Source organism: Bradyrhizobium sp., from assembly GCF_030646015.1.
Lineage (GTDB): Bacteria > Pseudomonadota > Alphaproteobacteria > Rhizobiales > Xanthobacteraceae > Bradyrhizobium.
This window is the reverse complement of the sequence record NZ_JAUSLT010000113.1, coordinates 1-15,494: the sequence shown is the minus strand read 5'-3', so window position 1 is coordinate 15,494 and position 15,494 is coordinate 1. Positions and strand designations below refer to the sequence as shown.

Sequence of the window (15,494 nt, the reverse complement as noted above, 5' to 3'; positions counted from 1 at the left end):
TTCCTTCAAGGCGATACGCGCGTGGTGTCGCCGATCTCGTCGAGGCGGGCCTTGACCGCCATGCGGTCCAGCGAGTCGAACGGCAGGCTGGTGAAGATCTCGATCCGGCGCCGGATCATCGCGTAGAGTTCATTCAGAAGCGTGGTGCGCTCGGTCGGAGATCCCGTGAATTGTGCGGGGTCGGGCAGGGGCCAGGCCCCGGTAACGAACTGGGTACCGAGATCCGGACAGAACTGGTTATTGGGCGCGTCGCAGAGCGCGATGATGAAATCCATGCGGGGAGCATCAGGTCCCCTGAATTCGTCCCATGATTTGGAGTGCAGGTGCGACACGTCGTGGCCGAGGGCCGTCAGCCGCTCGATGACTTCCGGAACCGGCTCCCTGGCGGGATTCGATCCGGCGGAATAGGCCCGGAAGCGGCCGCGGCCGATCTTCTCGAGCAGGGCTTCGGCGATGATCGAGCGGGCGGAATTCTGCGTGCACAGGAACAGGACATTGAACGCGGGTGTCATGCACTTCTCCGTCGGTTCCGTGGCGATGATTTGCGATGGCAGGTCGAACGCGTCCCCGCACAGTTCCGGACGCCCGCGGCAGCAGTCCTGCGACAGGAATTGGAGCAGGCCTCGAAAGCCGGCGACGTCGGCCCGATAGTTGATCGAGCGGCCGTCTTTCTCGGCCGAAATCAAACCCGCCCGGCTGAGAATGCCGAGGTGGGTCGACATCGTGTTGTGCGGCACCTCGCAAAGCCGCGCGATCTCGCCGGCAGGCAGGCTTTGCGGATGGACCGCCAGCAGATGCCGAACCGCCGCGAGGCGGGTCGGCTGCGCCAGCGATCCAAAGCCGTGGATGGCAATCGCTTCTCGATGACTTCCGTCCATTGCGCTGGAACGTGAGGATGTTGAATTCATGTCGATATCTCTGGATGTATTGGACGACATATAAATGACGAAATGGAGTAAAAGGCGCTAGAATGCTACCAATTTCGAAAGAATATTAATTCCATTTGTCGAGATATCAAGACATATTATGGAGGGCTCCGCAGATTTCCACTATTCACAACCTTGTTTGATGCGGCCGATAAGGGGTGGGAAAGGGCTCCACGACTCATGCCCGGGAGGTCGGAACCACCATGAATCTGTTCGAACGGTATCTCTCGCTGTGGGTCGCGCTCTGCATCGTTGCGGGGGTGGCACTCGGGCATCTGCTGCCCGGTGCATTTGCCACCATTGCCGGCGCCGAGGTCGCGCGGGTCAATCTCCCGGTGGCCGGGCTGGTCTGGCTGATGATCATCCCGATGCTGCTGAAGATCGACTTCGGCGCGCTCGGCCAGGTGCGCGAGCACTGGCGAGGCGTCGGCGTCACCCTGTTCATCAACTGGGCGGTAAAGCCGTTCTCGATGGCGCTGTTGGGCTCGCTGTTCATCGGCCATCTGTTCGCGCCGCTGCTGCCACCGGAACAAATTCCGTCCTACATCGCAGGCCTCATTCTGCTGGCGGCAGCGCCTTGCACCGCCATGGTGTTCGTCTGGTCGAACCTGTGCGAGGGCGAGCCGCATTACACGCTGAGTCAGGTTGCGCTCAACGACGTCATCATGGTGTTTGCCTTCGCGCCGCTGGTCGGACTGCTGCTCGGCGTTGCCTCGATCGCGGTGCCCTGGGCCACGCTGCTGATCTCGGTGGTGCTCTATATCGTCGTGCCCGTCATCATCGCGCAGCTATGGCGGCGCGCGCTGCTGGCCAGCGGCCCGGCGGCGTTGCAGAAAACCCAGCACGTATTGCAACCGGTGTCGCTGGTCGCGCTGCTGACCACGCTGGTGCTGCTGTTCGGCTTCCAGGGCGAACAGATCATCGCCCAGCCCCTGGTGATCGTGCTGCTGGCGGTGCCGATCCTGATCCAGGTCTATCTCAATGCGGGGCTGGCCTATTGGTTGAGCCGGCGTTTTGGCGTGGCATGGTGTGTCGCCGCGCCGGCGGCGCTGATCGGCGCCAGCAATTTCTTCGAACTCGCCGTCGCCGCCGCCATCAGCCTGTTCGGCCTCAACTCCGGCGCGGCGCTGGCCACCGTGGTCGGCGTGCTGGTCGAGGTGCCCGTGATGTTGTCGGTGGTCTATCTGGTGAAAGCTTCACGGGGCTGGTACGAGGCCGGCGCCGGCGCCGCCGCAGTCAGCAAGGAAGCACGGACATGAGCGTGACGATCTATCACAACCCGGCTTGCAGCGTCTCGCGCAACACGCTGGCGATGATCCGGCAAAGCGGCGAGGCGCCCGAGGTGATCGAGTATCTGAAGCATCCGCTCGATCGCGCGCGGCTGCAGGAGCTGATCAAGGCGATGGGAATCTCGACCCGTGCGTTGCTTCGCGAAAAAGGTGAGCCCTATGCGGAGCTCGGGCTCGCCGATCCCAAATGGAGCGATGACGAGCTGATCGATTTCATGCTGGCGCATCCGATCCTGATCAACCGGCCGATCGTGGTGACGCCGAAGGGTACAAAACTGTGCCGGCCGTCGGAAGCGGTGCTGGAATTGCTCAATCGTCCCGTCGCCTCGTTCGTGAAGGAAGACGGCGAGGTTGTCACCAAGCGCTAGCGCGCTCGTACGCGCATCGTGTAGAGCCCGACCGCCACTAGAGACGCCACCGTCAGCACGCCGCCGAGCGCGAACATCGCCTGATGCGACACCGTGGCGGCGAGCCAGACCGCGATCGCGGCACTCATCATCTGCCAGAAGCCGACCAGTGCCGAGGCGGCACCGGCTTTTTCGCCGAACGGCGAAAGCGCCTGCGCGGTGCCGAGCGGATTGACGATGCCCATGCCGAGCAGGAACACGCACAGGCTGGCGAGGAACGGCAGGAAGGCGGCGTTGAACAACGACACCAGCAGGATGGCGACGCTGCCGGTGGCCGCGAGCACGAGCCCGATCTGAATGGCGCGGTCGAGCCCGAGCCGCGGCGCCAGTCTGGTTGCCAGCATGCCGGCGGCGAACACGATCAGCACGGTGCCGGCGAAGAACAGGCCGAGCTCGATCGGGGTGAAGCCCATGCCCTCGATCAGTACGCGAGGTGCGGCCGAAAATATCGCGAACAGTCCGCCCATGATCAGGCTGACGGTCGCGGCCGGGACGAGGAAGCGGCGGTCGGCGATCAGGCCAAGATAGTTTTTGGCAATCGCCAGCGGATTGAGCGGCGTCCGCGTCGCATGGTGGGTCTCGCCGAGCACCACGGCATAGGCAATCGCCGCGATCACGGCGAACACTCCGACAAAGACGAATTCCGAACGCCAGCCGAACGCGTGATCGAGCGCGCCGCCGAGCAACGGCGAAAAGCCGGGCGCCGCGGCCATCGCGATCATGATCAGCGCCATGGCGCGGCCGAGTGCTGCGCCAGTGAACAAGTCGCGGGCGATGGCGCGCGACAGTACCGAGGTCGCGCAGGCGCCGGCAGCCTGGATGACGCGGCCGATCAGCAGGTTCGGAAGGTCGGTGGCGACCCCGCACCAGATGCTGCCGGCGATGAATACGGCAAAACCTGTCAGCACCGGCCAACGCCTGCCGTAACGATCGGAGATCGGCCCGACCGCGAGCTGGCCGAGCGCGAATACCGCGAGGAACACGGTGATCGACGCCGTCACCTCGGCGGTCGACACAAGCAGCGACGCCGCCATCTGCGGCAGCGACGGCAGCAGGATGTTGGTGGCCAGCGTCCCGGTCGCCGACAGCGCGGCGAGAACTGCGATCTGCAGGAAGGTCGAAGAGACCTCGGGGCGGGGAGTTGCGTCGATTGCTACGGTCTGGTCGGCCATCGGAGTTCCCGCTTAGATTACATGATGTATATCATATAAAACGGGTTGGGAAACCGGAAATGGGCGGGGCAGGGATGCGAAAAGAGGGAGACAAAGGGGCGAAGCTTCAGCAGGCCCGCTATGCCTTCGCGGCGTCGCCGACCATGTCCGGCTGCCGCGCCAGCGACACAGCCGGCGACAGCAGGATCACCAGCGCCTGGGCGCCGAAGATCGCGACGGCGAGGTAGAGACAAATCTCGGCGCCGTAAAATCCGCCGACGAGGGCGCCGAGCGCGGAACCGACCGGTCGGGCGCCATAACTCAGGATGTTGATCGCGGACACGCGTCCCAGCAGCCGTGGCGGCGTCACCGATTGCCGCAGCGTGGCGGTCGAGATCACCCACAGGATCGGGCCGGCGCCGAGCAGGAAGAAGCTGAGACCCGCCAGCCATGGCGACGGGATGATGGTGGTGAGCGCCATCACGCAGGCGGCAACAAAGCCGGTGACCGGTCCGAGGCCGATCACGGTGCCGAAGGCGAGGCGGCGCATCACCCGCGTCGCCAAGAGCGCACCGAATACCATGCCGACGCCGTACATCCCGAGCGTGATGCCGACGCCGGTCGCCGATAGTCCGAGCCGGCGCACCGCATAGGGCACGAACACCGCCAGCAGCAGGAACGACGCGGTGTTGAAGATGAACTGGGTGATGAACACCGGCCGCAGCAACGGATGATGCAGCACGAATGCGGCGCCTTCCCTGATCTCCTGCAGCGGATGGCGGCGCGGCACAGGCTGACGGGCCGGCTCGTAGATGCCCGACAGCAGCACCACCGCGATCACGGAGAGCGCCGCGGCGACCCCGAAGGCGGGGGCAGCACCCGTCCATCCCACCAGCACACCGCCCAGCGCCGGGCCGCTGGCGAACGCCACGGTGCGCGCCAGCTCGATCCGCGCGTTGGCCGCAGGTAACAGGTCAGGCGCCACCAGCGACGGCACCAGCGCGGGCGTCGCCACGCTGTAGGCGACGGTGCCGCATACCGCGACGAAGCCGAGCAGAGCGAGCAAAGGCAGCGACAGCCAATCGAGCCAGATCAGCGCGAGAATTGCGGCCAACGCTCCCGCGCGAAGACCTTCGGAGCCCGCCATCAGCCGGCGCCGCGGGATGCGGTCGGCGAGCAGGCCGGCGGGGATCGCGAACAGGATGAATGGCAGCGTCAGCGCGGTCTGCAGCAACCCGGTCTGGCCTTCGCCGACCCCGAGCATGATGACGGCAACGATCGGAGCCGCCGCCAGCGCGATCTGCTCGGCCGATTGCGCGGCGAGATTGGACCAGGCCAGCCGGTTGAAGGTCGGCGGCAGGCGCGGCGTGTGATGGATCGCAGTCATGGCGTGGTTCCCTGGCAAATCGGTCACTGCCATCGTCTGGCCCCCAGGACGGCCAATCCACCCGTTTCCCGACAGCAGACGGGATCGACTGGAAGCAGCTAATGAGTTGTATTAAACTGCCGGCACGCACATCTTGTTGCGATGGACGCCAAAATCCCCGTTTTGCCCGCTGATTCCCCGACAGAAGCCCAGAAGGATGGCACTGGCTGGCGTGCTGATGCCGCAGCCGGCATCCAGAAGAGCCTGCCCGAGGTGTACGGCAGCGTCGCGGTCCCGTTGGGCGGCCATTGGTGGCGCAAGCTGCTGGCCTTTGCCGGTCCCGGCTATCTGGTCTCGGTCGGCTATATGGATCCGGGCAACTGGGCGACCGACCTCGCGGGCGGGTCGAAGTTTGGCTACACGCTGCTGTCGGTCATCCTGATCTCGAACCTGATGGCGATCCTGCTGCAGGCGCTGGCCGCCAGGCTCGGCATCGTCACCGATCGCGACCTCGCGCAGGCCTGCCGCGCCACCTATTCCCGGCCGGTTAACTTCATGCTCTGGCTGGCTTGCGAGGCGGCGATCATCGCCTGCGATCTCGCCGAAGTCATCGGCACCGCGATCGCGCTGAAATTGCTGTTCGGCATTCCCTTGCTCGGCGGCGCGCTGATCACGGCGCTCGACGCGTTCCTGCTGCTGCTGTTGATGAACAAGGGCTTTCGCTTCCTCGAGGCTTTCGTCATCGCGCTTCTGATCGTGATCGCGGTTTGCTTCGCGATCCAGATCACCGCCGCAGCACCACCGGTAGCCGCGATGCTGAAGGGTTTTGTGCCGTCCACCGAGATCTTCACCAATCCCGAGATGCTCTACATCGCCATCGGCATCATCGGCGCGACGGTGATGCCGCATAATCTCTATCTGCATTCCTCGATCGTGCAGACCCGCGCCTACGAACGATCGGACGAAGGCCGCCGCGACGCGATCAAATGGGCGACGGCGGACTCCACCATTGCGCTGATGATGGCGCTGTTCATCAATGCCGCGATCCTGATCGTCGCCGCCGCCACCTTCCACACCAGCGGCCATGCCGACGTCGCCGAAATCGGCCAGGCCCACGAGCTGTTGTCGCCGCTGCTGGGCCTGTCGATCGCCTCGACGCTGTTCGCGGTGGCGCTGCTGGCCTCCGGCCTCAACTCCACCGTGACGGCGACGCTGGCCGGCCAGATCGTGATGGAAGGTTTTCTGCACCTGCGCCTGCCGAACTGGGCGCGGCGGCTTGTGACCCGCGGCATCGCCATCGTCCCGGTCGTCATCGTCACCGCGCTCTATGGCGAGCGCGGTACCGGCCAGCTGCTGGTGTTCAGCCAGGTCATCCTGTCGATGCAGCTGCCTTTCGCCGTGATTCCGCTGGTGCGGTTCGTGTCCGACCGGCGCAAGATGGGCAAGTTCGCGATCTCGCTCCCGGTCGCGGCGGTGGCGTGGATCGTCGCCGGCATCATCGTGATCCTGAACCTGAAGCTGCTGTTCGAGACGTTTTTCGGGTGAGGGTAGACTGAACCCGTAGCCCGGATGGAGCTCTTGCGAAATCCGGGGCCGCTCGTACCGCAATCGAAGATTCCCGGATTACGCCATCGGGCGCGCATTCGCGCGACCCGTAGGCTCCATCCGGGCTACAAAGCCACGGGTGACGACGCTGCTTTGCCGGGCTACGCTGTCTCGGAGAAGAAACCAAAAAAGCCAGGGGAGGCACGCGTGGCAAGACTGCCGCTGATTGACCCGGAGACCACCACCGGAGACATCCGCGCATCCTTCGACAGGATGCCGGTGAAGCTGAACATCTTTCGCATGATGGCGCACGCCGAAGCCAACATGATCCCGGCGATGCGGCTCGGCAATTCCATCCTGCACAAGCAGAAGCTCAGCGCGGTCAATCGTGAACTGCTGATCCTGCAGGTCGCGCAGCTGGAAGGCGGCGCCTATGAGTGGCGCCAGCATGTGCCGATCGCGCTCGGCGTCGGCGTCACGCAGCCCCAGATCGATGCGCTGGAGCGCCGCGATTACGGCGATGTCGCCTTCAACGCGGCAGAGCGCGCGCTGCTCGCCTTTGGCCGCGAGGTCGCCGAAAATGTTCGGGTGCCGGAGCCGGTCTTTGCAGGAATGCGCCAGCATTTCAGCGAACAGGAAACCGTCGAGACCATCGTCGCCATCGGGTTCTACATGATGATGGCGCGCCTGACCGAGGCGACCGAGACCGATCTCGATCCCGCTGCCGGCATGCGGGTCTATGACGGCGGCAAGCCGCGGAGCGCCTGAGCGGATGCGAGAGTATAGTAACGGAAGCATTTTATGAGCCTGTTATTCGGCAAGGTCTGCCAGAACGGCTATGTCGTTCGTGACATCGAGAAGGCGATGAAGTTCTGGACCGAGGTGATGCGCGTCGGCCCGTTCTTCTACATCCCCAGGGTCAAGACCGACTGGTTTCGCTATCGCGGGGTGGATTCAGCGGTCGAGATGAGCATCGCGCTGGCCAATTCCGGCGACCTGCAGATCGAACTGATCCAGCAGCGCAACGACGCGCCGTCGATGTATCTCGATCATCTCAGGGATCACGGCGAGGGCATGCAGCACATGTCGTACTGGAGCAACGACTATCAGGCGCTCTACGACCGCGCCATCGCAGCGGGTTTCGTCGTCGGCCATGAGGGCCAGATCGGCGGGGCGCAGGGGCGGTTCGCCTATTTCGAGAGCGCGGGGCATGCCGGCACCGTGATCGAGATCTCCGACATCAGCGGCGGCAAGGGCCGCTTCTTCGGCCATGTCCGTAAAGCCGCCGCGAACTGGGACGGCAGCGATCCGGTGCGGGTGATCGAGAGCTGAAGAACACGCGAATGGCGAATGGCGAGTAGCGAATGGAGGGTTTCTATTCGCTATTCGCTACTCCCTATTCGCCACCTAATCCTGCGGCTCCGACAACACTTCCCCTGACGCGTCGATGCGCAGCCAGCCGGAGGGGGCGAGGCGCTGCTGCGGCAGGAAGCGGCCCTTGTAGTCCATCTTCTTGGAGCCTTCGATCCAGTAGCCGAGATAGACGTAAGGCAACCCTTGCCGGCGGGCGCGGGCGAGGTGGTCGAGGATCATGAAGGTGCCGAGCGAGCGGCTTTCCTCCGATGGTTCGAAGAACGAATACACCATCGACAGCCCGTCGCTGAGCACGTCGGTCAGTGCTACCGCCACCAGTTCCTGGCCACGGCCGGTGATGCCGGTATCGACGCCGCGCTTGCGGTATTCGATGATGCGGGTTTCGACGTGGCTGTCCTCCACCATCATGGCGTAGTCGAGCACGGTCATGTCGGCCATGCCACCATGGCGATGCCGCGCGTCGAGATAGGCGCGAAATACCGAATATTGCTCGGAGGTCGGCACCGCGCTGCGCTGTTCGCCCGTGATGTCGGCGTTGCGGGCCATGATCTTGCGGAAATTGCGCGAGAGGCGGAATTCGTTGGCGATGACGCGGATCGACACGCAGGCGCGGCACTGGTCGCAGGCCGGGCGATAGGCGATCGACTGGCTGCGCCGGAACCCGCCATGGGTGAGCAGATCGTTGAGATCGCCCGCCTTGTCGCCGACCAGATGCGTGAACACCTTGCGTTCGTGCCGGCCCGGCAGATAGGGGCAGGGCGAGGGCGCGGTCAGGTAGAATTGCGGGGTGTCACGCGAGTGCTGGGTCACGTTGAGTCGTCAGGCCTCCGAAGCAGCAGGACAGAGCATCGCGCCGCGGAGGCCGACGGTCAATCAATTTACTGGGTCAAAACGTCCGCGCGGGCTGCGCGATCTGGGTCCGAACCGAGCTGTTGATGACCACGGTGCCCAGCACGATGTCGTGCAGCAGCCGCCTCCGGCCGTTGAACAGGCCGACCAGCAGCACCAGCGGGGTCAGGAACGAGATCGACACCCAGAACAGCACCGCATGCATGGCGCCGAGCACGAAGTAACCGGGCGCGCCGTACCAGGTGCGCAGTTCCAGATCCATCACGCGCATGCCCAAGGTGGCCGAATACGGCCCGCCGATCGAAGCGCCGTAATAAACGATCGCCCAGACCACGGTGGCCGGCCAGGCCAGCCAGAACAGCATCCAGCCGAGCCCCAGGGTGATGACGCCGAACACCGCGATGAACAGGTAGCCCAGGACCACCGGGACCGTCAGCACCACGAGGTCGATCAGGAACGCGAACACCCGCCGCGTCAGCACGCCGCGAAACAATTCCGGCTGCGTCAGGGGATCGAAGGCATGGGGCTGCACCCCGCCGCCGCTGCGCCAGGCGTCGTTGCCACTTCCAGAACCATCGTAAGACATGTCCGTCCTCCAGACCGTGCATTCCCGTGCAGGACATGGGAACTAGCGGCGCGCACGCAAGATCCCGGCGCGCATTAAGAAACGGCAATATTCACATCCGTCGTCCCGGCCTCCGAGCCGGGACCCATAGCCACCGGCGGTAGCGTTTACACGACGTCGTCGAACAGCTTTCCGAATCGATGGATCACGCGGTATGGGTCCCGGCTCGGCGGCCGGGACGACGAGGTGAGGGACCTTACCCTTCCGCCTTCAGCTTCTCCGCCGCCTGTGGCGCGAAGTAGGTCAAAATCCCGTCGGCGCCAGCGCGCTTGAAGCCGAGCAGGCTCTCCATCATCGCCCGCTCGCCGTCGATCCAGCCATTATTGGCGGCGGCGGCGATCATCGCGTATTCGCCGGACACCTGGTAGACGAAGGTCGGCATCGCGAAGGTGTCCTTCACCCGACGCACGATGTCGAGATAGGGCATTCCCGGCTTCACCATCACCATGTCGGCGCCCTCGGCGATGTCGAGTTCGACCTCGCGCAGCGCCTCGTCGGAATTGGCCGAGTCCATCTGGTAGGTGCGCTTGTCGCCGGTCAGCGTCTTCGCCGAACCGACGGCGTCGCGGAACGGGCCGTAGAAGGCGGAAGCATACTTCGCCGCATAGGCCATGATCTGGACGTCGAGGAAGCCGGCGTCGTCGAGCCCCTCGCGGATGGCGCCGACCCGGCCGTCCATCATGTCGGAAGGCGCGATGATGTCGCAGCCGGCCTCGGCCTGCACCAGCGCCTGGCGCACCAGCACCGCCACGGTATCGTCGTTGAGGATGCGGCCGTCCTGGATCAGGCCGTCATGGCCGTGGCTGGTGTAGGGATCGAGCGCGACGTCGCAGAGCACGCCGAGATCAGGGAATTCCTTCTTGATCGCGCGCACCGACTGGCAAACCAGATTGCCTGAATTCAGCGCTTCGGAGCCGTGCTCGTCGCGCAGGGAAGGCTCGGTGTAGGGGAACAGCGCGATGCAGGGGATGTTCAGCTTCATGGCGCGCTCGGCGTCACGCACCGCCTGATCGACGCTGAGCCGGTCGACGCCGGGCATCGAGGCGACGGCCGAGCGCTTGTTGTGGCCGTCGACCACGAACAGCGGCCAGATCAGGTCATCCGCGGTCAGCACGTTTTCCCGCACCAACCGCCGCGCCCATTCCGCCTTGCGGTTGCGGCGCGGGCGAACCACGAGGTCGAGCGAGTGGGCGAGGGTGGTTTCCCGCCGCGGCGCGTCGCGCATTTCGATCGGACGGCCGAATTTGATCGCCATGATTTGGTCACTCCTGAAGGCGGCAGACTGGACTTATTCCAATCCTAACATCTTGCATGGCGGGCGTCATTGGCATCTTGACCTGCCGCAAATCGGCCGGCGGCATCGCCAGGCGGATTGATTTTGCCGCGCCGAGGGGCCATGAATCGACGATGAAGTCGATTTCCCCGATCAAGAACAGCCAGCCGCATGTCTGAAACCCCATCGCGCGACCAGCCGCGCGACAATGCGATGTCGGTGGCGGCGATCTCGTCGGAGCGAATCGAATCCGACGACAATGTGTGGACCCGGCGGCTGGTGTTCTTCCTGCGCATCATGGCCGTCGTCTCGGTGGCCAAGGGGCTCTATCACTGGGCCCAAGTCACCGGCTTCATCGGCGGCGAGGAAGAGGCGTTCGAAAACCAGCCGATGGCGTGGCAGACCGCCACGGTTTATTTCGCCGTGATCGAACTGGTCGCCGCGGTCGGACTGTGGCTGGCGACGCCGTGGGGTGCCGTGGTGTGGCTGACCACCGTGGTGTCGATGGCGGTGATCGAGCTGATGTTTCCGGGAATCTACGGCGGCAGCCTGACGGTGGTGGCGCTGGAAGCCCTGATGCTGGCGGCCTATCTCGCGCTGGCGTGGATGGCCGCGCGCGAACGGCCGCCATAGCGCGAACGATCACCCTGGTGATTGAGAGTAAATTCGCGAGGCGTGCAAAAAAAGGCGCGCCATCATCTAAAATTTTCGGGAATTTTCGCGGTAACTTTTGAGTCACCCTAACGCTGCGGTCACACCTGTTACGCAGTCGTTTCGAATTTGAACGGTCCTGTTCCCATATGCGACAGAACGCGCCAACGAAGCGTGAACAGAGGCCTTCCACCGTTATCGAAAGGTTGCGAAAAGCCCTTTATTAGCGGGCTTAATCCGCGATTCACTGTCTTAAATTCATGATCTCTTTATTGTCTTATTTAAGCGGATCTTCAAACCGGCCCCTTAAGTTGAAGCTATCAGGCGGGACACAAGTTTCGTCGAATAAGTCGATAAAAACGACAGCAGGGGAAGTGTCATGATGAAAGCCGTTGCAACGGTGGCCGAAACCACCGAACGCGCTCCGGGCCAGGCTCCGGTGCAGCCGCTCTATCTCGAAGCATTGACTTTGGTGGAGCGGCTGCATCGCCGGCTGCTCGACGTCATCAAGGATGAATTCGATCGCCGCGGCCGCGCCGACATCAACTCGGTGCAGGCGCTCTTGCTCTACAACATCGGCGACAAGGAACTGACTGCGGGCGAGCTGCGCACGCGCGGTTACTACCTCGGCTCCAACGTCTCCTACAACCTGAAGAAGCTGGTCGAACTCGGCTTCCTCGATCATCAGCGTTCGCGCGTTGATCGCCGCTCGGTTCGCATCCGCCTCACGCCGCAGGGCCAGGAAATCCGCAAGATCGTCGACGCGCTCTATCAGAAGCACGTCAAGACGGTGGAGCAGGTCGGCGGCATCTCGAACGAGGAATTCGCGACCCTGAACAAGTCGCTGCACCGGCTCGAGCGGTTCTGGACCGACCAGATCCTGTATCGGCTCTGAGACTTATTCGACTGCGAGATCAGGCCAAGCCGGCGTCTCAAAAGACCGGCGGCAACTGGATCAAAGACTTCCCCAAGCGCATCGGCCCGGACACCCGGACCGGTGCGTTTTGTTTTTACAGAGGTTTTTGGGGCCGGGCGGCGCAAGTTCCCACGCAGGTTTCCTGAAATGGAACTTTTGCTCCCGACGGGGCTTGTCTCTCCATATCGGAGAACGAGCCATGCTGGTCGAGCGCGGATTGCAGGTGATGAATGTCGAGGTGGTTGGCGATGCCTATGCCATCGCCGCCAACTATCTGCGCCGTAGCGGTGCCATCCCGGATACGCTCGCCACCAACGACCGGCTGCTGGAGATCATCGTACAGATGTTCCAGCGTGGCGAATTCAACCGGCTTCGCCTTGCCAACAAGGCGATCGTAAAATTCGAAGCCAGCGAACTGGTTTGATCGTAACCCCCGAGGATTGCATGGAACCCGCCATCGACCGCATCATGATGACCTACGATCTGCTGGTGAACCGCTCCGCCGCCGCCAGCGCCGAAGCGCGCGCCAAGGTGACGGACTATCTCACGACGCTGATGGAAGCCGGCGAGAAGGATACGCACCGGCTGACGGTGTGCGGGCTGACGTACTTGCGCGAACTCGACGGCTCCAGCGATCCGGTGAAGGCGGGATTTACGGGGCTGTAAGGGAAGAGCGCATTGCGGCGGCAGGCGTCTGTATGCGTTGCTGACATCGCGCGGAGCCGATACACCTTGGGGCAATAATCACCCTGAGGAAACCCATGCTCACCCTGCATCACCTCAATGACTCCCGCTCGCAACGGATCCTGTGGCTGCTGGAGGAGCTCGGCACGCCCTATGAGATCAAGCGCTATCAGCGCGACGCCACCACGCGGCTGGCGCCGCCGGAATTGACCGCGGTGCATCCGCTCGGCAAGTCGCCCGTCATCACCGATGGCGGCATCACCATCGCGGAGTCGGGCGCGATCGTCGACTACATCATTCGGACCTACGGGAAGGGCGCGATGATGCCGACGCCTGATAGCGCCGACTTCGAGGCCTATATGGAGTGGCTGCATTATTCCGAGGGCTCCGCGATGCTGCCGCTGATGCTGAACCTCTATGTCGGCAGGCTGAAGGAGGCCGGCGCCCCCTTGCATCCGCGGATCGACAGCGAGTTGAAAAACCATCTCGGCTATGTCGATGGCGCGCTGAAGGGCAAGAAATTCTTTGTCGGGACGTCGCTGACCGGCGCGGACATCCAGATGAGCTTTGTCGGCGAAATGGCCAAAGTGTTCGAGAAGCTCGCGCCGTATCCGAACCTGGCGGCATGGCTGACGCGGATGCATGCCCGGCCGGCATTCCAGCGCTCGGTCGAGAAGGGCGGGGCGTACAGGTTTGCGAAGTAAGGGGGCATGAACGCCGCGCTGCCGTGCGCGAACTAAACCTTCGCCTGTTTCAGTGTTTTTGCCATCCTGGCGCGCCATTCGTCGCCGGCGGCCGCCTTGAATTTTTCAACGACGTCCGGCGGCAAGCGAAGGGTAACGGCCTCTTTCGGATTATCGACCTTCGGACGACCACGCGATCGCTTGATGCTGGCATGCAACTCGGGGAACACCTCGCTAAATGGCTTTGCCCGGGCGAAATCCTCCTTCGTCCATTCCGGGTTATCAGAAACGGCTTCCATGTCCGCTTTGGTGTAGCCGGTCTTGGTTCGGCTGGTTTTAGCTTTGGGCATTGTAGAGTTTTCTTTCTTTTCTCGAAGCGGGACGCATTGAGACTACCGAAATCCCCTCAAGACCGAGGGTTACGAACACGACGGAAATGACACCATTCACGTCCTTGCCGATTGCAAGGTAACGACCGTGCTTGGCCGAGATGACGAGTGCATCAGCGAAGAACTCTTCCGTCAATGCGGCGAAATCCAAGCCGTGCTTGGCGATGTTCGCAATGCGCTTCGGTTGGTCCCAAATAATTTTCATGAGGTATTATTCGTACACGAAAAAGGGCTGCCTATCAACAATAAAAGTGTACGTAAATAAGTCTGAAGCGACGGGTGTTGTGAGGCATGAGACATCTCACAGCGCAGACAGGAAGGCCTTCGTCGGCTCACTTCGCCAAAGCCCCCGTATTGGGTCCTTCCGGGGAGCCCAAGGCAACCGTCGGTTCGAACCGGGGTAACCGGACCCCATCCCCCACCATATCTTGCATAAATATCAGCCATGTACCGCAACCGCTTGGCCGCCGCCGCCTGATATGGTATCCCGCCAGCGCCGCTTTCGATCGCCACACGTGACCGGCCGCACCTCAGCTAACAGGTTGCGGCGGTGGAGATATTTCGCCGATGAGCTCTTCTGCCAGCAGCGTCAAGACCCCTTCCGCGCCCGACTCGTTCTTTACCGCCACCCTCGAGCAGGCTGATCCCGAGATCGCCGCCGCGATCAAGGGCGAACTCGGTCGCCAGCGTCATGAGATCGAGCTGATTGCCTCGGAAAACATCGTCAGCCGCGCGGTGCTCGAAGCGCAGGGCTCGGTGATGACCAACAAAGATGCCGAGGGCTATCCGGGCAATCGCTATTATGGCGGCTGCGAATGGGTCGACGTCGCCGAGACGCTGGCGATCGAGCGGGCCAAGAAACTGTTCGGCGCCGGCTTTGCCAATGTGCAGCCGAATTCCGGCAGCCAGATGAACCAGGCGGTGTTTTTGGCGCTGCTGCAGCCCGGCGACACCTTTATGGGCCTCGACCTCGCCGCCGGCGGCCATCTCACCCATGGCTCGCCCGTCAACATGTCCGGCAAATGGTTCAAGGCCTCGCACTACACGGTGCGGCGCGAGGACCAGATCATCGACATGGATGCCGTGGCAAAACAGGCCGAGGAAGTGCGGCCCAAACTGATCATCGCCGGCGGCTCAGCCTATTCGCGGGCCTGGGATTTCAAGCGTTTTCGCGAGATCGCCGACTCGATCGGCGCCTACCTGATGGTCGACATGGCGCATTTCGCCGGCCTCGTGGCCGGCGGCGCGCATGCCTCGCCGGTGCCGCACGCCCATGTCACCACCACGACCACGCATAAGTCGCTGCGCGGACCGCGCGGCGGCCTGATCCTGTGCAATGACGAGGCGCTGGCCAAGAAGCTGAACT

At 63.2% G+C, this 15,494-nt stretch carries 20 protein-coding genes; 12 read left to right on the top strand and 8 right to left on the bottom strand.

Going from position 1 to position 15,494, the window contains the following annotated elements; genetic code table 11:
- Positions 1–5: 5 nt before the first annotated feature.
- Positions 6–908 carry a helix-turn-helix domain-containing protein gene (locus Q7T45_RS18070; RefSeq protein ID WP_304872388.1) on the bottom strand — a complete coding sequence of 301 codons (903 nt, stop codon included), beginning with the start codon at positions 906–908 and terminating at the stop codon, positions 6–8.
- Positions 909–1,129: 221 nt separating this feature from the next.
- On the opposite strand from Q7T45_RS18070, the gene arsB reads away from it, so the two are divergent.
- Both arsB and arsC read left to right on the top strand, forming a co-directional pair.
- On the top strand, positions 1,130–2,185 hold the full coding sequence (gene arsB, locus Q7T45_RS18065) for an ACR3 family arsenite efflux transporter (protein WP_304872386.1): 1,056 nt from the start codon (positions 1,130–1,132) through the stop codon (positions 2,183–2,185).
- On the top strand, positions 2,182–2,583 hold the full coding sequence (gene arsC / locus Q7T45_RS18060; protein WP_304872384.1) for an arsenate reductase (glutaredoxin): 402 nt from the start codon (positions 2,182–2,184) through the stop codon (positions 2,581–2,583). Before arsB ends, arsC begins: the two co-directional genes overlap by 4 nt.
- Here the strand turns inward: arsC and Q7T45_RS18055 are convergent.
- A complete protein-coding gene (locus tag Q7T45_RS18055) occupies positions 2,580–3,794 on the bottom strand; it encodes a multidrug effflux MFS transporter (RefSeq protein WP_304872382.1) in 1,215 nt (404 codons plus the stop codon). The two genes, arsC and Q7T45_RS18055, sit on opposite strands and share 4 nt — an antisense overlap.
- A 118-nt stretch (positions 3,795–3,912) precedes the next feature.
- Complete coding sequence (locus Q7T45_RS18050) at positions 3,913–5,160, bottom strand: MFS transporter (RefSeq protein WP_370691310.1); 1,248 nt, start codon at positions 5,158–5,160, stop codon at positions 3,913–3,915.
- Positions 5,161–5,301: 141 nt separating this feature from the next.
- Here Q7T45_RS18050 and Q7T45_RS18045 point away from each other — a divergent pair, with 141 nt between their 5' ends.
- From Q7T45_RS18045 to Q7T45_RS18035, 3 genes are all read left to right on the top strand, one after another.
- Positions 5,302–6,684, top strand: coding sequence for an Nramp family divalent metal transporter (locus Q7T45_RS18045; protein WP_304872381.1), 1,383 nt, complete (start codon positions 5,302–5,304; stop codon positions 6,682–6,684).
- A 207-nt stretch (positions 6,685–6,891) separates the two neighbouring features.
- Positions 6,892–7,452: a carboxymuconolactone decarboxylase family protein gene (locus Q7T45_RS18040; protein WP_304872380.1), complete on the top strand. Its 561-nt coding sequence runs from the start codon at positions 6,892–6,894 to the stop codon at positions 7,450–7,452.
- Between the two features lie 33 nt (positions 7,453–7,485).
- Positions 7,486–8,016 (top strand): VOC family protein, encoded by a 531-nt coding sequence (locus tag Q7T45_RS18035; protein ID WP_304872379.1) that lies wholly within the window; start codon positions 7,486–7,488, stop codon positions 8,014–8,016.
- Between the two features lie 75 nt (positions 8,017–8,091).
- Here the strand turns inward: Q7T45_RS18035 and Q7T45_RS18030 are convergent, their stop codons facing one another.
- The 3 genes from Q7T45_RS18030 to hemB all read right to left on the bottom strand — a co-directional run bounded on the left by Q7T45_RS18030 (position 8,092) and on the right by hemB (position 10,787).
- Positions 8,092–8,868 carry an arginyltransferase gene (locus Q7T45_RS18030; protein WP_304742453.1) on the bottom strand — a complete coding sequence of 259 codons (777 nt, stop codon included), beginning with the start codon at positions 8,866–8,868 and terminating at the stop codon, positions 8,092–8,094.
- Positions 8,869–8,944: 76 nt separating this feature from the next.
- Positions 8,945–9,493 (bottom strand): RDD family protein, encoded by a 549-nt coding sequence (locus tag Q7T45_RS18025; protein WP_304872378.1) that lies wholly within the window; start codon positions 9,491–9,493, stop codon positions 8,945–8,947.
- 235 nt (positions 9,494–9,728) lie between these two features.
- Entirely contained in the window at positions 9,729–10,787 is a 1,059-nt protein-coding gene (gene hemB / locus Q7T45_RS18020; protein ID WP_304872377.1) for a porphobilinogen synthase, read from the bottom strand.
- Between the two features lie 56 nt (positions 10,788–10,843).
- Here hemB and Q7T45_RS18015 point away from each other — a divergent pair, with 56 nt between their 5' ends.
- From Q7T45_RS18015 to Q7T45_RS17990, 6 genes are all read left to right on the top strand, one after another.
- A complete protein-coding gene (locus Q7T45_RS18015; RefSeq protein ID WP_304872375.1) occupies positions 10,844–10,984 on the top strand; it encodes a hypothetical protein in 141 nt (46 codons plus the stop codon).
- Positions 10,977–11,438, top strand: a complete 462-nt coding sequence (locus tag Q7T45_RS18010) for a DUF6163 family protein (RefSeq protein ID WP_304872373.1) — start codon at positions 10,977–10,979, stop codon at positions 11,436–11,438. Before Q7T45_RS18015 ends, Q7T45_RS18010 begins: the two co-directional genes overlap by 8 nt.
- A 397-nt stretch (positions 11,439–11,835) precedes the next feature.
- Positions 11,836–12,351: a transcriptional regulator LdtR gene (gene ldtR, locus Q7T45_RS18005; RefSeq protein ID WP_304872372.1), complete on the top strand. Its 516-nt coding sequence runs from the start codon at positions 11,836–11,838 to the stop codon at positions 12,349–12,351.
- A 220-nt stretch (positions 12,352–12,571) separates the two neighbouring features.
- Entirely contained in the window at positions 12,572–12,796 is a 225-nt protein-coding gene (locus tag Q7T45_RS18000; protein WP_304872371.1) for a hypothetical protein, read from the top strand.
- Between the two features lie 20 nt (positions 12,797–12,816).
- On the top strand, positions 12,817–13,038 hold the full coding sequence (locus tag Q7T45_RS17995; protein ID WP_304872370.1) for a hypothetical protein: 222 nt from the start codon (positions 12,817–12,819) through the stop codon (positions 13,036–13,038).
- A 95-nt stretch (positions 13,039–13,133) separates the two neighbouring features.
- The gene (locus Q7T45_RS17990; RefSeq protein WP_304872369.1) at positions 13,134–13,760 is read left to right on the top strand and encodes a glutathione S-transferase family protein; all 627 of its coding nucleotides are present in this window, start codon (positions 13,134–13,136) and stop codon (positions 13,758–13,760) included.
- A 32-nt stretch (positions 13,761–13,792) separates the two neighbouring features.
- Here the strand turns inward: Q7T45_RS17990 and Q7T45_RS17985 are convergent, their stop codons facing one another.
- On the bottom strand, positions 13,793–14,089 hold the full coding sequence (locus tag Q7T45_RS17985) for a BrnA antitoxin family protein (RefSeq protein ID WP_304872368.1): 297 nt from the start codon (positions 14,087–14,089) through the stop codon (positions 13,793–13,795).
- The gene (locus Q7T45_RS17980) at positions 14,076–14,333 is read right to left on the bottom strand and encodes a BrnT family toxin (RefSeq protein ID WP_304872367.1); all 258 of its coding nucleotides are present in this window, start codon (positions 14,331–14,333) and stop codon (positions 14,076–14,078) included. The genes Q7T45_RS17985 and Q7T45_RS17980 overlap by 14 nt, the downstream gene beginning before the upstream one ends.
- A 362-nt stretch (positions 14,334–14,695) precedes the next feature.
- Between Q7T45_RS17980 and glyA the strand changes: the two genes are divergently transcribed.
- The coding region (glyA, locus tag Q7T45_RS17975; RefSeq protein ID WP_304872366.1) for a serine hydroxymethyltransferase at positions 14,696–15,494 on the top strand (799 nt) is incomplete at its 3' end.